Annotated in this window: 14 protein-coding genes; 12 read left to right on the top strand and 2 right to left on the bottom strand. The window is 46.4% G+C overall.

Annotated features, from left to right (window positions below; translation table 11 throughout):
- Positions 1 to 31 precede the first annotated feature (31 nt).
- Positions 32 to 1699: a glucoamylase family protein gene (locus tag GO755_RS34270; protein ID WP_157589950.1), complete on the top strand. Its 1668-nt coding sequence runs from the start codon at positions 32 to 34 to the stop codon at positions 1697 to 1699.
- 100 nt (positions 1700 to 1799) lie between these two features.
- Positions 1800 to 3173 (top strand): glucoamylase family protein, encoded by a 1374-nt coding sequence (locus GO755_RS34265; protein ID WP_157589949.1) that lies wholly within the window; start codon positions 1800 to 1802, stop codon positions 3171 to 3173.
- Here GO755_RS34265 and GO755_RS34260 read toward each other — a convergent pair.
- Both GO755_RS34260 and GO755_RS34255 read right to left on the bottom strand, forming a co-directional pair.
- Positions 3151 to 4713, bottom strand: coding sequence for an FG-GAP repeat domain-containing protein (locus tag GO755_RS34260; RefSeq protein WP_157589948.1), 1563 nt, complete (start codon positions 4711 to 4713; stop codon positions 3151 to 3153). The genes GO755_RS34265 and GO755_RS34260 overlap by 23 nt on opposite strands.
- A gap of 129 nt (positions 4714 to 4842) precedes the next feature.
- The gene (locus tag GO755_RS34255) at positions 4843 to 6918 is read right to left on the bottom strand and encodes a S9 family peptidase (protein WP_227687192.1); all 2076 of its coding nucleotides are present in this window, start codon (positions 6916 to 6918) and stop codon (positions 4843 to 4845) included.
- Between the two features lie 194 nt (positions 6919 to 7112).
- Between GO755_RS34255 and GO755_RS34250 the strand changes: the two genes are divergently transcribed.
- The 10 genes from GO755_RS34250 (at position 7113) to tsf (ending at position 17977) form a co-directional block, all read left to right on the top strand.
- Complete coding sequence (locus tag GO755_RS34250; RefSeq protein WP_157589946.1) at positions 7113 to 7787, top strand: DUF3431 domain-containing protein; 675 nt, start codon at positions 7113 to 7115, stop codon at positions 7785 to 7787.
- 220 nt (positions 7788 to 8007) lie between these two features.
- Positions 8008 to 9501 (top strand): M20/M25/M40 family metallo-hydrolase, encoded by a 1494-nt coding sequence (locus GO755_RS34245; protein ID WP_157589945.1) that lies wholly within the window; start codon positions 8008 to 8010, stop codon positions 9499 to 9501.
- An 83-nt stretch (positions 9502 to 9584) separates the two neighbouring features.
- Positions 9585 to 9983, top strand: coding sequence for an FtsL-like putative cell division protein (locus tag GO755_RS34240; RefSeq protein WP_157589944.1), 399 nt, complete (start codon positions 9585 to 9587; stop codon positions 9981 to 9983).
- Positions 9973 to 12087 (top strand): penicillin-binding protein, encoded by a 2115-nt coding sequence (locus GO755_RS34235; protein ID WP_157589943.1) that lies wholly within the window; start codon positions 9973 to 9975, stop codon positions 12085 to 12087. The genes GO755_RS34240 and GO755_RS34235 overlap by 11 nt, the downstream gene beginning before the upstream one ends.
- 107 nt (positions 12088 to 12194) lie before the next feature.
- Complete coding sequence (locus GO755_RS34230) at positions 12195 to 13673, top strand: UDP-N-acetylmuramoyl-L-alanyl-D-glutamate--2,6-diaminopimelate ligase (protein ID WP_157589942.1); 1479 nt, start codon at positions 12195 to 12197, stop codon at positions 13671 to 13673.
- A gap of 107 nt (positions 13674 to 13780) precedes the next feature.
- Complete coding sequence (mraY, locus tag GO755_RS34225; protein WP_157589941.1) at positions 13781 to 14989, top strand: phospho-N-acetylmuramoyl-pentapeptide-transferase; 1209 nt, start codon at positions 13781 to 13783, stop codon at positions 14987 to 14989.
- A gap of 123 nt (positions 14990 to 15112) precedes the next feature.
- Positions 15113 to 15556 (top strand): 50S ribosomal protein L13, encoded by a 444-nt coding sequence (gene rplM, locus GO755_RS34220; protein WP_317166015.1) that lies wholly within the window; start codon positions 15113 to 15115, stop codon positions 15554 to 15556.
- Between the two features lie 6 nt (positions 15557 to 15562).
- A complete protein-coding gene (gene rpsI, locus GO755_RS34215) occupies positions 15563 to 15949 on the top strand; it encodes a 30S ribosomal protein S9 (RefSeq protein ID WP_093825819.1) in 387 nt (128 codons plus the stop codon).
- Between the two features lie 152 nt (positions 15950 to 16101).
- Entirely contained in the window at positions 16102 to 16935 is an 834-nt protein-coding gene (gene rpsB / locus GO755_RS34210) for a 30S ribosomal protein S2 (RefSeq protein WP_157589940.1), read from the top strand.
- Positions 16936 to 17143: 208 nt separating this feature from the next.
- Positions 17144 to 17977: a translation elongation factor Ts gene (gene tsf / locus GO755_RS34205; RefSeq protein WP_157589939.1), complete on the top strand. Its 834-nt coding sequence runs from the start codon at positions 17144 to 17146 to the stop codon at positions 17975 to 17977.
- The last annotated feature ends 53 nt before the right edge of the window (positions 17978 to 18030 follow it).

Here is an 18030-nt window from a genome sequence, read left to right as displayed (position 1 = left end):
CCTTATTACTAACGTTCTGAAAAACAGTGATATGAATACGACTAAACTAATCGTGCTGCTTCTGGTAGCAACTGGTTTATCCTGCAAAAAAACGCAGGACGTTGAGCCACCAGAATCGTTTTTCTACCATTCGGTTCAGGTGAATGGGCAGTCATCGACCAGCATGAGTTTTCAGAATGTTGGTGCGAATCCAGTCATAACCGTATCCTTCTCGGCGCCCGTTCAGAAAGAATCCGTTTCAAAAGCTATTCAGCTCACCCAGAAATCGACGGGAGTATCTGTCCCACTGAGTTATACCGTTTCCAGTGGCGATACACTTGTAACAGCAACGCCCCAGAGTTCGCTGAGCGCGCTTACAGCCTATCAGTTTACGGTACAGCCAACGCTAACGTCGGCCCGGAACTCGGTGTTGAACTCAACGGTAAACGTAAACTTGACAACATCCCTCGATAACACCGACAAATTCCCACGCATCAGCGATTCGCTCTTACTCGATCTTGTTCAAAAACAGACGTTTAAATACTTCTGGGATTTTGGCCATCCAGTTTCAGGTTTGGCTCGAGAGCGTAATTCATCGGGCGACATAGTCACCTCGGGAGGTAGTGGTTTCGGTATTATGGCGATCCTCGTTGGCGTAAATCGGAATTTTATTACTCGCCAACAAGGATTAACCCGACTCACAACGATTACGAATTTCCTGACCAACAACGCGAAACGATACCACGGTGCCTTTCCACACTGGCTCAATGGGGCAACGGGCGCAACGGTTCCTTTTAGTGCTAAAGACGATGGAGCCGACCTAGTCGAAACGTCGTATCTGATGCAGGGCTTATTAACAGCCCGTCAGTATTTTAATAGTTCGACGGACGCGAATGAAATTGCCTTACGGAAAACGATCAACGCGCTCTGGGATGGCGTCGAATGGAATTGGTTCACCAAAAGCGGCACCGAAACCAACCTGTACTGGCATTGGTCGCCCAACTACAATTGGGACATGAATCTGCCCATTCGCGGTTGGAACGAAGCTCTGATTACGTATGTACTAGCGGCTTCGTCAAACACCAGCCCGATTCCTAAAACCGTTTACGATATAAGCTGGGCGCAGAACGGAAAAATGGTCAATGGCAATAGCTACTACGGCATTAAACTACCCCTAGGCCCGGCTTATGGTGGACCGTTATTCTTCTCGCAGTACTCTTTCTTAGGTATCAATCCGCATGACTTGACGGATACCTACGCCGATTATTGGCAGCAAAATACGGCGCACTCGCAAATTAATTACACGTATTGTAAGACCAATCCCAAGCAATATGTTGGCTACGGTCAGGATTGCTGGGGACTAACTGCGAGTGATCAACAGGACGGTTATTCCGCCCGTGATCCAACAAACGACAACGGTACAATTGCACCAACTGCTGCTCTGGCATCGATGCCTTACACACCTACCGAGTCGATGCAGGCACTCCGGTTTTTCTACTATAAACTGGGCGATAAAATCTGGAAAGACCAGGGTTTTGTGGATGCGTTCAATTTGACCAACATCTGGTTTGCCGATTCGTACTTAGCTATCGACCAAGGGCCAATTATTGTGATGATCGAGAACCAGCGCTCACAACTGCTCTGGAAGTTATTTATGAGTTGCCCCGAAGTCAAAAAGGGAATGAAAGGCTTAGGTTTCCAAAGCCCAAATCTAAACTGAATTTTAAACGCAGAGAAAGAGGAGGTAACGCAGAGTTCGCAGAGGAATCTCTGTTTTCTCTGCGCTTACTCGCCTGACTCTGCGTTCAATAAAATCTATCATGAAAACAATCCTCTTCTTTTTCCTGACCCTCAGCATTGCTTTTGCCCAACCGAAACCAGCTTATCGATTCACGACAACAGACAATGCGTTTTTGGATAGTCTGGAACACGACACGTTTCGGTATTTCTGGGATACGACGAATCCAGAAAATGGCCTAATACCCGACCGTGCACCAACCAACTCATTTGCCAGTATTGCCGCTGTGGGTTTCGGTCTTACCTCATACTTAGTGGGTATTGAGCGTGGATACATCACCCGCGCCCAGGCCGCGGAACGAACGCTTCAAACGCTTCGCTTTTTTGCAAAAGCTCCACAGTCAGACAAAGCAACGGGTGTAGCTGGTTACAAAGGTTTTTTCTATCATTTTCTGGATATGAAAACCGGAGAACGATTCAAACAAGTCGAGTTATCCACGATTGACACGGCTCTGCTGTTGGGGGGCATTTTAAGTTCTCAGACTTATTTCGACAAGAGTACACCTGTTGAAACCGAAATTCGACAATTGGCTGAACAGATTTATGAACGTGTAGACTGGACGTGGATTCAGGCTCGCAAGCCCTATGTGTCGATGGGCTGGCATCCCGAAAAAGGCTTTATTCCAGCCGACTGGAAAGGGTATAACGAAGGCATGTTACTTTACATATTGGCTTTAGGTTCACCCACTCACCCAGTTGGCGAAGACGTTTGGCCAGCCTGGACCAAAAGCTACGATTGGGCGACATTTCAAGGCCAACCGCATGTAAATTTCGATCCGCTATTTGGCCACCAATACTCTCATGTCTGGATTGATTTCCGAGGCATTAAGGATAAATACATGCAGAGTAAAGGCATCGATTATGCCGAGAATTCGCGTCGAGCTACCTACGCCAATCGAGCTTACTGCGTAGAAAATCCCGCTAAATGGCAAGACTATGGCCCGACCATCTGGGGGCTGACGGCCTGCGACGGCCCGAAAGACACGACCGTGGCCAGTCGAAATTTCTTCTCCTATCGAGCGCGGGGAGCTGCCATTCAGCAATTAGTGGACGATGGAACCATTGCCCCAACAGCGGCAGGTGGCTCAATGGCCTTCGCACCTGAAATCTGTCTACCTGCATTAAAGGCTATGAAGATGAAATATGGTCGTAAACTGTATGGAAACTATGGTTTCCGGGATGCCTTTAATCCAACCTATCGATACCCTTCTGCATTCGCTAATGGTTCTACAACCAACGGATGGTTCGACATAGATTACCTCGGCATCGACCAGGGTCCGATTTTGCTAATGGCCGAAAACGCCCGAACAAATTTCGTTTGGAACCTGATGAAGCGTAACCCACATATTCAGCGAGGATTAAAACGCGCGGGATTTACGGGCGGGTGGTTGAAGTAAGGGTTTTATTCTTCAAGACAATCAGCGGCAAATGTGTATCCCAGGTTGGCTTCAATCCTTCCTGAATGATGAACGTCTTCGAAAAATTGCCCAGTACTATATCAGCGTCACCATCCTGATCAATGTCGTTCACATCCATGCAAATCCAGCGCCCATACGCACTGATGGGCATAGCATGTGGACGAAACTGTAACGGCTTTTGCTGTTCAAAAATCAGGCAACCTTCGGATGGATTATTTTTAAAATCAGCGAAGAACGCAATCGTCACGATGTCTAAATCACCATCCTGATCAAAGTCGGTGGCGACGGCTTTGGTACAGCCATTTATGGGGTAGAAATAGGCTTGTTTGTACTTAAAATCGCCATGATTGAGGTAGATGTAAACGCCATGATATGGCTTTAACACTTTAGAATAATCGCTATTATCGCCACAAGTGTATAAAATATCCAGGCGTCCATCTTTATTAAAGTCGACTAACTGAAAACTGGTAGAGCCATAAACCGATGGAAATCGGAGCAGATTCCGTTCTGTAAATCCTCCCTTTTTGTCATTCAGAAATAACCAGACTCCTTCGTCCGCATGAGCAAATAAAACCATCAGATCGGGCCAGCCATCGGCATTGAAATCCTGCACAACTGCCTGACTAGCACCGGGCACCTCTTTAATGGGCAGTTTCGTAAACTGGCGATTAGCTTGCTGTTTCAACCAATATAATCCACCTTGTAAATGCCCGAATCCACAAACTACCCAATCCGTCAAGCCATCTTTGTTAAAATCGGCTGCTATTGATTGAAGGGGTCGGGGTAATTCCGTAGCAACTGCCATCGAATCGGCATTACCCCGATCAGTTAACGGCAATAGTATAAGCTCACCTTTCGAGATATCAGCCGCCCGCATGGTACCTAACGTGGTGAACAAGCCGCGCTCATTACCAGTTGGGTCACGAAAAAAACGGGCATCGACAGCCGCCGAATGAAGCTGTTTAAATAGTGTCGGCTTTAGCTGCTGATCCCACCGAGTTACGTCACTTCGGAACGCGTCACTTGAGTATAACTTGTGCCCAATTGTATCAATTGCAACCAGGGTAGTCATGGCCGTTTGGGACGTATCTACCTGTGGTTTTGCCAGCAAAAACATAGCCCAGTCATCTACAGCAGGCTCAGGCTTGTCGGCGGGTTTTAGTACTTCAGGAGCGAGGGTTTGGTAGTAGGCAATTAATTTCTGCCAATTATTGTATGAAATAGCCGCTTTAGGTCCGGCGTAATAGAGACCCTCTGGGTAGACTTCCAGCCCTAAATTCCGCCCCATAGCCGGCAAAACATGTTTTACCCATGTTTCTTTATCCAGTAGTTCAGGTAATGGCAGTTGATGGCAAGTAACACAATGTTGTTGCGCCAACTGCTTCCCTTCAGCAATGAGCGGGTTGTTCAGCGCAGCATTGTTATTGCCTGATTGGCAACTACCAATGATTAGTCCAGCAGCGGCTAAGGATAGGAACCATATGTAAGCTTGGCGAAAAGGCGTTTTTGTAGAAGTCATTATAGCAAACACTGACTTTGTAAAGAAAATAGACCGCAGATTCTCACGATCAATATGATTAAGTGGTGCTTTGACCTATCATATCAATTATAACAATCTGTAGTCTATACTAAGTGTGCATTCATCCTGCTACTGCCGCTCTCCTACCAGATTTAATATAAAGGAATATTCCAATGCGATTTCTTTCAATGCCTGGAAACGCCCTGATGCACCACCATGACCAGCTTCCATATTGGTATGAAGCAATAACTGGTTAGTATCTGTCTTCAAAGCTCGGAGCTTGGCAACCCACTTGGCAGGTTCCCAATATTGCACTTGTGAATCGTGCAAACCCGTCGTGACAAGCAGATTGGGATAGGCTTTCTTTTCAACATTGTCATAAGGAGAATACGACAGCATATAATCGTAATACTCCTTATTTTTTGGATTACCCCACTCCTCAAATTCACCGGTTGTGAGCGGAATGCTTTCGTCGAGCATCGTCGTAACAACGTCCACGAATGGTACGGCGGCCACAACACCTCTGTAAAGTTGTGGGGCCTGATTGATAATGGCGCCCATTAATAAACCACCCGCGCTACCGCCCATGGCAAAGAGTTTATCGGCACTGGTGTACTTGTTTTTGATGAGGTATTCCGACACATCCACGAAGTCGTTAAACGTGTTTTTCTTCTTTAGCATCTTGCCGTCTTCATACCAGCGACGGCCCATTTCCTGTCCACCCCGGATGTGCGCAATAGCGAAAATAAATCCCCGATCGAGCAAACTCAGGCGCGTCGAACTGAAGCCGGGATCGGTCGAGTAACCATAGGAGCCGTAGGAATATTGTAGCAAAGGTGATGTGCCATCCTTCTTCGTCCCTTTCCGATAAACCAGCGAAACGGGCACTTTTACTCCATCCCGGGCAATAGCGTACACGCGCTCTGAAACGTAATTATTCTTATCGAAGCCGCCCAATACCTCCTGCTGTTTCTTCAGCGTTTTCTCCTTCGTATCCATGTTATAGTCGAAGGTCGAGTTGGGTGTTGTCAACGACGAATAACTATAACGAAGGATATTGGTATTGAAATCGGGATTGTAACTGATGCCTGCTACATAAGCCGGTTCACCGAAATCGAGGTACTCATCGGCTTTTGTGTGTTGATTAATGACCCGAATATTTGTTAACCCTGCCTTACGCTCACCGAGAACAAGATGATTGGCAAACACATCCATATTGGCCAGATACACATCAGGGCGGTGAGCGATCACTTCTTTCCAGGCAGCACGGTCAGTGGTTTTGCCTTCGGGCACTTCCATCAGTCGGAAGTTTTCCGCTTTCCAGTTTGTACGGACGTAAAACTTGTCTTTATAATGGACAATATCGTACTCATGTCCTTTTTCGCGAGGGAAAAACACACTAAACTCACCAGTCGGTTTACTGGCTTCCAGTAAGCGATATTCGGTTGAAACACCGTTATGATCAGAACCAATGGTAATGTACTTCTTTGATTTCGAGCGACCCAGATCCATGTAGAACTGATTGTCTTTCTCTTCATAAACCAGCACATCGGCCTTCGAATCGGTACCGAGCACATGCCGATACACCTGATAACCAAGTAGCGTTTGTGGGTCTTTTTTGATGTAAAAGAGCGTCTTATTATCCGTTGCCCAGGCAAAGCTGCCCGCTTCGGTATTGGGGATGGCTTCGGGATAGAGTTTACCCGTTTTCAGATTTTTGACTCGCAACGTATACAGTCGACGACTGACAGTGTCTTCCGCAAAAATGGCCAGTTCATCATTGTCTGACACTTCGTATCCACCCAACTGATAATAATTATGTCCTTTCGCCATAGCGTTCCCATCGAACATAATTTCCTCAGTGCCTTGCAACGAACCTTTCTTGCGGCAGTAAATAGGATATTCGCCCCCTGTTATAAATCGAGTGTAGTAGTAGTAAGCACCTTCTTTATAGGGCACAGATTCGTCCTGTTGTTTGATGCGCCCTTTCATTTCCTCAAACAACTTAGTCTGCAAGTCCTTCACGGGAGCCAGCACTTGGTCGAGGTAAGTATTTTCGGCGTTTAAGTATTTGATAACCTCTGGATTCTCGCGTTCGTTGAGGTAATAATAATTATCAATCCGTTTATGCCCGTTTGTAATCAACTCTTTCGGTTTGATAGCCGCTTTGGGCGGATTTACCGCCGGATTCTGTGCCTGAGTCATGCTATATAGCGTGAGTAAATTTATGAATAGAAGACAAGTCCGTTTCATACGAGGACGTCGTTTCAGTTTGTTTCAAAAGATTGGCTGTAAAAATAGGATTTTCTTCAACCGTTCCGTCGATCCAGCGCAAAGGTCGTAAACCATTAATTCTTTGCGACCTTTGCGATTTCCCTTGCGCCTTTGTGTTAAAAGTCATGCCCGAGCTTGTCGTCGCCCATTATACCGAAAACCTGAACTGGCTCCGGAACGTACCTGCTGGTTTGCAAAAAACGATCTATAGCAAAGGACCAGATCATTCCTTAGAACATACCGTTATTCCATTACCTAATGTTGGGCGGGAAGCCCATACGTATCTACATCACATCGTCAATCGATATGATTCGTTAGCTGAGTGGACAATTTTCTGCCAGGGTAAGCCTTTCGATCATGCTTACAATTTCAAGAAAACGTTGCGTGACATAGTTGCAGATCCTTTGACTTTAGAAGAAAAACAGTTTCATTGGCTCGGCCATCTTATTGATACAGACGATGATCAGGGACACCGACTTTTTCAGCCCTGGAGTAAAAACGAAGACGGACGCGGACTTGATCTACGTGGATTTCACTATGCCCTGTTTGATACCGGTGGCCCATTGACATATACCTTCGTACTAGGGGCACAATTTGTCATTCACCGCAACCTTTTGCGGCAAAAACCAGTATCGTTCTATAAGCGGGCATTAGATGTATCAGTATCTTTCCCTGATGCTGCGCATTGTTTCGAACGAAGCTGGGATCGCGTTTTTGACGTAGTAGGGCTTAACCCTGAATGGCTTGCCGGACGATTAACCGTTCAGCTAAAACCAATGAAGCATCAACAGGTCGGCTAAACTAATAGCAGTCAATAGAGCAATATTTTCTATTTATGTTGACTAATAGCGAATTATAAGTTCCTATTTAGTAGAATATAAATCTCAAATAGCGCCATTTGCGTAAATCTTTTACTTTTTTCTCAATTTGACCGAACGCTTTCACGGGTTAGTGCGTCTAATCATTCAGCATCGAAATCAGTTGCCTTTTTTGTATCTTTAGCAAAGAATTCTACCACCCATGGCTCGGACATTTTACGTGCCCCAATTTAGGCTCGTGCTGTTCTGTATCGGTACTGCCGGTGCGCTAACTGCTTTTTACCCCGACAAACTTTCTTTTCAGAAAGCCTTTACCCGTATTAATAAGGAGGTAAGTGAACACAGCCGTGCCTACGAAACGCTCACCAACGCTTCTCAGCAGGTTGGTCACCGGCTAACAGGCAGTCCAAACGGCACACGGGCCGAAGCGTATGCATTCGATTTATTGTCCTCTTATGGCTTTAAAGAAGTTCGCTACGAGCCTTTTGAGGTAGAAGCCTGGATGCGTGATACGGTAACACTCTCAGTTGTACCCAACAAAAGTGACAATTTCCGGGAAGTACCAGTAGTATCACTGGCACACTCGCCCGTAGAAGCCCATGTACGAGGAGAGATTGTTGATGTAGGCAATGGCCTTGAAGGTGACTTTGCCGCCTTAAAGGGAAAATTGAAAGGCAAAGTTGCCCTAGTCAATATTGGCTTAGCCGCGCCAACCAAAGGAGCCCGAAACCTCCATCGCTCTGAAAAAACTGCGCTTGCCATTCAATATGGAGCATCAGGCGTTATAATGGTTAATCTGGTACCCGGTAATGTGTTGCTCACGGGTACAGCCTCTGTAACCGGAAAATTAATTTCTGTCCCATCGGTCTGCATATCGTACGAAAGCGGAGAAGCGCTGAGATCCTGGATGCAGGATGAACGTGGCCCGCTTCATGCCCAGATTAACATGACGAACACCAGTCGCAAGATTCGGGCTCGTAACGTAGTGGCTACCTTAAAAGGCTCGAAATACCCCGAAGAGAAAATCATTGTTGGCGGACATCTGGATTCGTGGGATCTGGCTACTGGAGCCATCGACAATGGCATTGGGTCATTTGCAGTCATGGACATTGCCCGAACTTTTAAAGCTCTGAAATTGAAACCAAAGCGCACCATTGAATTTGTTCTTTTTATGGGCGAGGAACAAGGACTGCTGGGTTCGAAGGCAATGGTCGAGAAATTAAAGAAATCCGGGCAGCTAGATCAGGTTCGCTATATGATGAACCTGGATATGACCAACGACCCTAATGGTATGAATGCGTTTGGTCGTACGGATATGGTTCCTTTTCTAAATGCAGTTGGCGAAACTATGAAACAAATTGAACCGGTGTTTGCCAATCAGATGCAGAATCAGGCAGGCCTTCACTCCGACCATCAGCCGTTTATGCTCGAAGGTGTTCCGGTGGTGGGTATGAACGGTCATCTCGCCCGGGAAGTACTCGATTGCTATCATGCTAATTGCGATCGAATGAACCTCGTCAATGCCGACCAACTAAAAAATACGGTTCGCTATTCGACTATGTTATTATATGCCCTAGCCGACGCCGACGCAATTCCAACAAAACGACAGACCGATACGCAAACCCGTGATTACCTGGTAACACAGGGCTTACGAACTCCTTTGCAGATTGCCAACGAATGGCGCTGGAAAGAGTAATTTTCTAGTGAAAGAAAAATTGGGTATCGGTTAGGCAACGATGTTTTTGTTTATTTGTACTACCATCGTGTCCTAACCCAGCCATGGCTAAAAATACCTTCCGTCAGCCCGAACGAGTTGCTAAACAAAAGCAGCAACGGCGCAAACTCAAACTGGCATCCTGGCTCAATGATGCCATTGGTCTGGACAGACTTTTCGGCGAAGATAATGCCTGGCCCATTCAGCATATTGACCGCATTTTGTGGGTCACGTTTTTACTCATACTCTATATTGGACTGAATCACAACGCAGAACGATTGGTTCGACGCATTCAGCGCACCAAAACACAGGTCGATGAATTGCGCTCGCAGTTCACTGTGTTGCAGGCAGATTTCAATAAAAGCGGCAAACAATCTGAAATCAGTAAACGTGTTGTAGGACTTGGTTTAGCGGATAGCCAAACACCACCCCATAAAATCGTCGTCAAGTCAGATGAACATTAAGCAGGATATTATTCAGCGGGCCAATCACATCTTCTATGTCGTTATTGCCCTTGCCTTATGCATTGTTGTACGCCTTGTATCTGTTCAGTACTTCAAGAAGGACTTAAAAGGTCGGTTCTATAGCTCTCGTGTAGAAGAAACACTGATCCGGCGCGACACGATTCCAGCCATGCGTGGTAACATCTACGCTAATGATGGAAGCCTGCTGGCAACGTCGCTGCCCACCTATGTCGTCGGGCTCGATCCAACAATGGCAAAACCTGAATATTTTGCTAAAAAAATAGATTCGCTGGCTCTTTTGCTATCCAGAATTTATCGAGATCGTTCGGCCAACGACTATAGAGAAGATATTGTTGCTGCTCGCAACCATAAGCGCCGGTACCTCTTACTGAATCGTCGACGAGTGACGTTTAAGGAACGGCAGGAAATGCTTAAATGGCCTTTTTTCAGATCATCTGCCAAGGTTGCTGCCCGTGGTGGTGTTCTACGTCCTTATTACGAACGATATCATCCCTATGGCCAAATGGCCGAACGTACCATTGGGAATCTTAATGCTAAAACCAATCGAGGTCTGATTGGCCTGGAAGCTAGTTTTCAACCCGCTCTGGCGGGTAAAAATGCCGTGGGTCTAGTGGAAGTATTATCGGGTGGAATTCGAAAACCCGTTGAAGATGGCCCCGACATGACGCCTGAGCCCGGCATGGATCTCTACACAACGATCGACGTCAATTATCAGGATATGGCCGAATCGGCCCTGCGCTCAGCTTTGGAAAAATACAATGCCGCTAAAGGTTGTGTTATTGTCATGGAGGTAGCTACCGGCGAAATTCGGGCCATGGCCAACCTTACGAAACAGGGCGATGGTTATGTCGAAAACTTCAACCACGCTCTGGCAGATCGTACCGACCCTGGCTCAACCTTCAAATTAGCTACCATGATGGCTTTAATGGAGGAAAAGGCCATTTCGCTCGACCAGATGGTAGCCACAGGAAACGGTTCTGCCACTTACAATGGACTGGGCATTCACGACGCCAGCCGGGCAGGACATGGAACGATTACAGCCCGACAGGTATTTGAGAAATCGTCAAATGTTGGTACTCACCTGCTTATGCGCAGCTATTTCTATCGAAGGCCCGATTTATATTGTCAATATCTACGGCAGTTTCATCTAACGAAACCAACAGGTATTCACATGAAAGGTGAAGCAATACCTGTTGTGCGTAACCCTGATATGAAAGGCTGGAGCAAGGTATCGCTCACCTCAATGTCATACGGTTACGAAATGCAGATTACACCCCTGCAAATGCTGGCGTTTTACAACGCAGTAGCCAATGACGGTCATTGGGTACGCCCCGTTATTGTCAAGCAGATCAAGCTTGCAAACGAGATCATTGAAGATAACAAACCTTATATAGCACCAGAACCAATATGCTCACCAGCAACGATTCGGAAAGCGCAACAACTACTGCGCGGAGTGGTTGAACATGGTACAGCTAAGCATATTAACAACCCTTATTACGCCATTGCCGGAAAGACGGGTACTGCTCAGAAAATCGTGAATGGTAAATATCAGGTAGGTAAATACTATACTTCATTTATTGGCTACTTCCCTGCCGATAATCCTAAATACAGCATGATTACAGTTGTCGACAGCCCACAGGGAGACAATATTGATTTGTTGTATGCCGGTGCTGTCGCTGCGCCCGTATTCAAAACTGTCGCCGACCGAATTGTGGCTTATGATTATCGAATACATGCCCCTATCCGGAGTCGTACATCACAACCCGGCTCAACAACAGGTATAATAGCAGGGTATGCCGACGATCTGCACACCATCGGCTCAACACTGAATATTACCAACGAACCTTCCACTGAAGGTTGGGTAGAATCAACATCGGGCGGACGCTGGAAATCGCGCCCAACTCGTACTGATCAGGTACCTGACGTACGTGGACTAACGCTACGTGATGCGCTGTTCCTACTTGAAAATCGGGGTTTCCGGGTATCAGTTGAAGGTCGGGGTAAGGTTAAAGACCAGTCTGTTTCGCCGGGAATAGGCATCGAAAAAACGGCAGGAAAGTCTATAACGCTGACGTTGGGCTAGTATTCAGCCATTTTTTAGTCACAGTACTTTTCGAGCAAATTAGGTAGTCCCGCACTCAAGCCGTTTTTTTGCAGACGCCAAACGAACGTGCTGCTCGTTATATCTGTATGCAACTCAAAGACCTCTTTTATAAAATTCCGCTGCTAGCAACGTCGGGCAGCATGAATACAGAGATCACAAACTTGACGATGGACTCGCGCAGAGTCGGACCCGGCAGTTTGTTTATTGCCATTCGTGGAACCGTTGTTGATGGTCATGAATTTATTGAAACGGCTATTCGCCAGGGAGCAGCAGCTATCCTGTGCGAAGAATTCCCTTCAGAAGTTAATCCATCAGTGGCCTTTGTATCGGTGCAGAATTCGGCCCGGGCGATGGGATTAGCTGCGGCAAATTTCTACGAACATCCCTCCCAAAAAATCAAACTCGTAGGTGTAACCGGTACTAACGGTAAAACATCTGTTGCCACCTTACTCTTCCGACTGTTTCGCGGGTTGGGTTACCGGTGTGGCCTGCTATCGACAGTTCAGAACCAGATTGATGATGAGGTTATTCCAGCTACGCACACCACGCCAGACGCCATCACTACAAATCAACTACTAGTGAAGATGCGTGCTCATGGCTGTACGCACGTCTTCATGGAAGTTAGTTCACATGCCGTTGTGCAGGAGCGAATTGCCGGTTTAACCTTCGTAGGTGGCATTTTCACGAACATCACTCACGACCATCTTGACTTTCACGGAACCTTCGATAATTACATTCGGGCGAAAAAAGGGTTCTTTGACCAGCTTCCTTCGTCGGCCTTTGCTCTAACCAATGTTGACGATAAGCGGGGGTTGGTGATGCTTCAGAACACAGCTGCTCGTAAAGAAAGTTACTCGTTACAAACACTAGCCACCTTTAAAGGTAAAATTATAGCCGATAGTCTATTTGGCTTACATATGCTGGTCGATGATCGCGAAGTCTGGTTTAAACTTATCGGTCGCTTTAATGCCTATAATCTGCTAAGTGTTTATGGTACAGCTGCATTACTTGGCGAGGAGCCTACAGAAGTATTAACCTTACTGTCGGGTATTACTCCGCCACAAGGTCGTTTTGAGCAGGTTGTTTCAGATGATAACATTGTCGGAATTGTCGATTATGCCCATACGCCCGATGCGCTACAGAACGTATTGGAAACGATCACCGAGTTGCGCCATACGGATGAGCAGGGTCGCCTTCCACAGATTATTACTATTGTGGGTTGTGGTGGAAACCGGGATGCAGCCAAGCGCCCGATTATGGCTGGAATCGCCTGTAAGTTCAGTAACCGCATTATTCTAACTTCCGATAATCCCCGCAACGAAGACCCGATGGCTATTTTGGAGCAAATGCAGGCTGGTGTTCCTCCGGTAGATGCAAAAAAAACGCAAACCATTGAAGATCGGCAAGAGGCTATACGTAAAGCGGTTTCACTCGCTCATCCATATGACATTATTCTAGTAGCGGGCAAAGGCCACGAAACCTACCAGGAAATTAAAGGAGTCAAATACGACTTTGACGACCGGACTGTCCTGAGGGACACTTTCGCAGAACGCGGAAATCAGTAACTTTGGCACATGTATAATTGTGAATGAATGAATGAGAGAATGAGCGAATAGTTTCTACGACTTTATTCACTCATTTTCTCATTCATTCATTCACTCATTAATCACCTATGCTCTATTACCTCTTCCAGTTTCTTGACGAACGCTACAACTTCCCTGGTGCGGGGGTTTTCCAATATATTTCATTTCGTGCACTCGGCGCGGTTATAACCTCGCTGCTTATTGCAGCAATTTTTGGTCGACGTATTATTGATATACTGCGTGGGTTACAAATTGGCGAATCTATTCGCGATCTTGGCCTGGAAGGACAGATGCAAAAGCGAGGTACGCCAACTATGGGCGGCTTTATTATTCTAGCCTCACTCTTAATCCCAGCTTTGCTATTTGCGAAACTTTCCAACGTCTATGTTGTCCTGGCGCTCGTCTCTACCGTCTGGACTGGCATGATTGGTTTTCTGGATGACTACATTAAAGTTTTCAAAAAGAACAAAGAAGGTTTACAGGGCAAGTTCAAGGTCGTAGGGCAGGTCGGTTTAGGGCTAATTGTTGGCCTTACCCTATCCTTTAATCAGTACGTTAAAATACGCAAATACGCACCCCGTCTCCTCAGCACGTCGAACGTACCCGATATCTATACCGACATTAAATCTACCCTAACGACTGTACCGTTTGTTAAAAACAACGAATTCGATTATAGTTCGCTTCTATTTGGTTTTTTACCAGATAGCTACACCTGGATTGTCTACGTACTAATCTGTATTTTTATCATTACAGCGGTTTCAAATGGAGCAAACATTACCGACGGTATTGACGGATTAGCAGCAGGCACCTCTGTTATTATCGGCCTGACTATCGGGGTATTAGCTTATTTATCAGGAAATAAAGTTTTCTCGCAGTACCTCAACATTATGTACATCCCGAATGCCGGTGAGCTGGTGATTTTCTGTGCTGCTTTTGTGGGTGCCTGCGTCGGATTTTTATGGTATAATTCCTATCCTGCTCAAGTATTCATGGGCGATACGGGCAGTTTAATGCTCGGTGGAGTTATCGCGGTTTTATTTTTAGCCATCCGTAAGGAATTAATGATTCCGATTATCTGCGGAATCTTCCTGGTTGAGCTTGTGTCCGTAATTATGCAGGTCAGTTATTTCAAGTATACAAAGCGTAAATACGGCGAGGGTAGGCGAATTTTCCTGATGTCACCCCTGCACCATCACTTTCAGAAGAAAGGCTATCACGAAGCCAAACTCGTAACGCGTTTCTGGATTGTCGGTATCATGCTGGCCGTTCTGGCATTGGTAACGCTAAAGCTGCGATAAGGAATTCTTTGCATACCCTTGTTTTTCAGACTCATACCACCTATATTTGCACTCCCGTTTCAGAACGGGCCCATATTTTTTGTGGGTAAGCAATTATAAATCAAACAATTAGTCTCCATAACAGTGAATACGCTCAGTTACAAAACCATCTCTGCCAACAAAGAAACGGTGCAGAAGGATTGGGTTGTGGTTGACGCTCAGGGTGAAGTGCTCGGTCGGCTGGCCAGCCAAATCGCACGCCTGATTCGCGGCAAACACAAAACCAACTTCACTCCACACGTTGACTGCGGAGATAACGTGATTGTCATCAACGCCGATAAGGTGCGCCTGACGGGTGCTAAGATGACCGACAAAATTTACGTTCGCCACACGGGTTACCCCGGCGGTCAACGGTTCGCAACGCCCCGGTTGCTGCTCGAAAAACATCCCGAGCGCATCATCGAGCATGCTGTAAAAGGTATGTTACCGAAAAACCGGCTTGGTCGTCGGTTGTACACCAACCTGTACGTTTATGCTGGTGGCCAACACCCGCACGAGGCTCAGCAACCAACAGCAGTTAAATTCTAAGTCATAATGGATCGTATTAATACCATTGGCCGCCGTAAAACTGCCATCTCCCGCATTTATATGTCGGCGGGCAGCGGAGCCATCTCGGTAAACGGGAAAGATTACAAACAATATTTCCCTACCGAAGTCCTGCAAATCATTTTGAACCAACCATTTGCAACCGTTAACGGTGTAGGTGGCTACGACGTAAAAGTAAACGTTCGTGGTGGTGGTGTGGCTGGTCAGGCCGAAGCTACCCGCATGGCGATTGCTCGTGCGTTAGTCGAACTGAACGCTGAATTCCGTCCAGCCCTCAAGAAAGAAGGCTTCCTGACACGGGATTCACGTATGGTTGAACGGAAGAAACCAGGTCGGAAAAAAGCCCGTCGCCGGTTCCAGTTCTCGAAACGTTAATTCAGTTAGTAAGTTAACAAGTTGCGGTGGTAGGTATTGTTACTTACGGCTTGACAACTTACCACTTACTACTCATTTGTCCAGACTGCCCTTAGATGATGCCGACGGGTGGTGCTGCGTATTTTTTACAACATTCATTTTTCAATACGAAAATGGCACAAATCGAATATAAAGATCTATTAGACGCTGGTGTGCACTTTGGCCACCTTACGCGTAAGTGGGATCCCCGGATGGCTCCATATATTTTCATGGAGAAGAACGGTATCCATATTATTGACCTCAATAAAACAGTTGCTGCGCTTGACGAAGCCTGCAATGCAATTAAAGGCATTGTACGTTCGGGCCGGAAAGTAATGTTTGTAGCTACAAAGAAACAGGCCCAGGAAATCGTTTCGGAAGAAGCACGTCGCCTGAAAATGCCTTACGTTACAGATCGCTGGCAGGGCGGTATGTTAACGAACTTCGCTACAATTCGTAAGTCGCTGAAGAAAATGCAAACGCTGGACAAAATGCTGAAAGACGAGGAGACCGTCAAGAGTATTGCCAAGCGTGAGCGTTTGACTCGCACCCGCGATAAAGAGAAACTGGAACGCGTATTGGGTGGTATTGCTGACCTGACTCGTTTACCAGCCGCTCTATTTGTGGTTGACGTTAAGCGTGAACACATTGCTGTTGCCGAAGCACATCGCCTGGGTATCCCCGTATTTGCTATGTGCGATACGAACTCGAACCCAGAAGACGTAGAGTTCGCAATTCCGGCCAATGATGATGCTTATAAGTCAATTGCTCTGATTACACTTGCCATTGGTAAGGCCATTGAAGAAGGCCTGATGGAGCGGAAACAGGACAAAGACGACCAACGCGTTCAGGAAGAAGAAGAAGCTAAGCGGAACGAAGACCTGGCTCAGGCTCGTGCCGAAGGCGCAACTCAACCTGAAGCAGAAGCCGCACCAGTTGCCGTGGCTGACGATGAGCAGGAAGCATAAATGAGTTATAGAGTTAGATGGTTATGGAGTTATCAAGGTTCAGACTAACTACTACTTCATAACACTGTAACTATACAACCGCTACGGCGGATCGTTTTATAACTCAAAAATAGCCCGTAGCCAGCCGCTATGGGCTATTCCATTTCAGACTATAATTTACTATACCCAATTTTTTTTTGGCGTTTAATTACATAAACACCCTTTTATTATGGCAATCACTGCTGCTGACGTAAACAAACTTCGGCAAGAGACCGGAGCCGGTATGATGGACTGCAAAAAGGCCCTTACCGAAGCCGATGGCGATTTTGAAAAAGCAAAAGAAATCCTGCGTAAGCAAGGTCAGAAAATAGCTGATAAGCGGGCTGATAATACAACAGCCGAAGGTATTGTTTTAGCCCATGTTAGTCCTGATGGCACATCAGGCAAAGTAATTGCATTAGCCTGCGAAACAGAACCGGTATCAAAAGTCGCCGATTTCCAAAACCTGGCAATGGCTGTTATGAGCACCGCCGTTTCAACAGATGCTGCCGATAAGGCCGCATTGCTGGCTACTCCTCAGGCAGATGGTCGCTCATTACAGGATCATATCACGGATCTGATGGGTAAAATCGGGGAGAAAATTGACGTGGCCTCGTATGAAATTGTTTCAGCAGATAAAGTTGTTTCGTACATCCACTCAAATGGTAAGCTTGGCGTATTAGTTGCCCTCAACAATACAAATGGCACCGACGTTACTGAAGTTGGGAAGGATATTGCCATGCAGATTGCGGCTATGAAACCCATTGCTTTGGACAAGGACGGTGTTGATGCTACTGTTGTAGAACGCGAAATCGAAATTGGCAAAGAACAGGCTCGCCAGGAAGGTAAACCTGAAGCCATGCTCGAACGGATTGCAATGGGTAAGCTAAACAAGTTCTACAAGGACAATACACTGCTCAATCAGGAATTTGTGAAAGATAGCTCGGTGACGATCGCGCAACTGTTAGAAAAAACCAGCAAAGGTTTAACAGTATCAGCTTTCAAACGGGTAGCTATTGGCTAATCATTTGAAGGAATATAAATGAAAATACCCAGCTGAATAGCTGGGTATTTTCA

This window comes from Spirosoma arboris (assembly GCF_009754945.1).
GTDB classification, from domain to species: domain Bacteria; phylum Bacteroidota; class Bacteroidia; order Cytophagales; family Spirosomataceae; genus Spirosoma; species Spirosoma arboris.
Note: the sequence above shows the minus strand (reverse complement) of the source record. Positions and strands in the feature narration are given on the sequence as shown.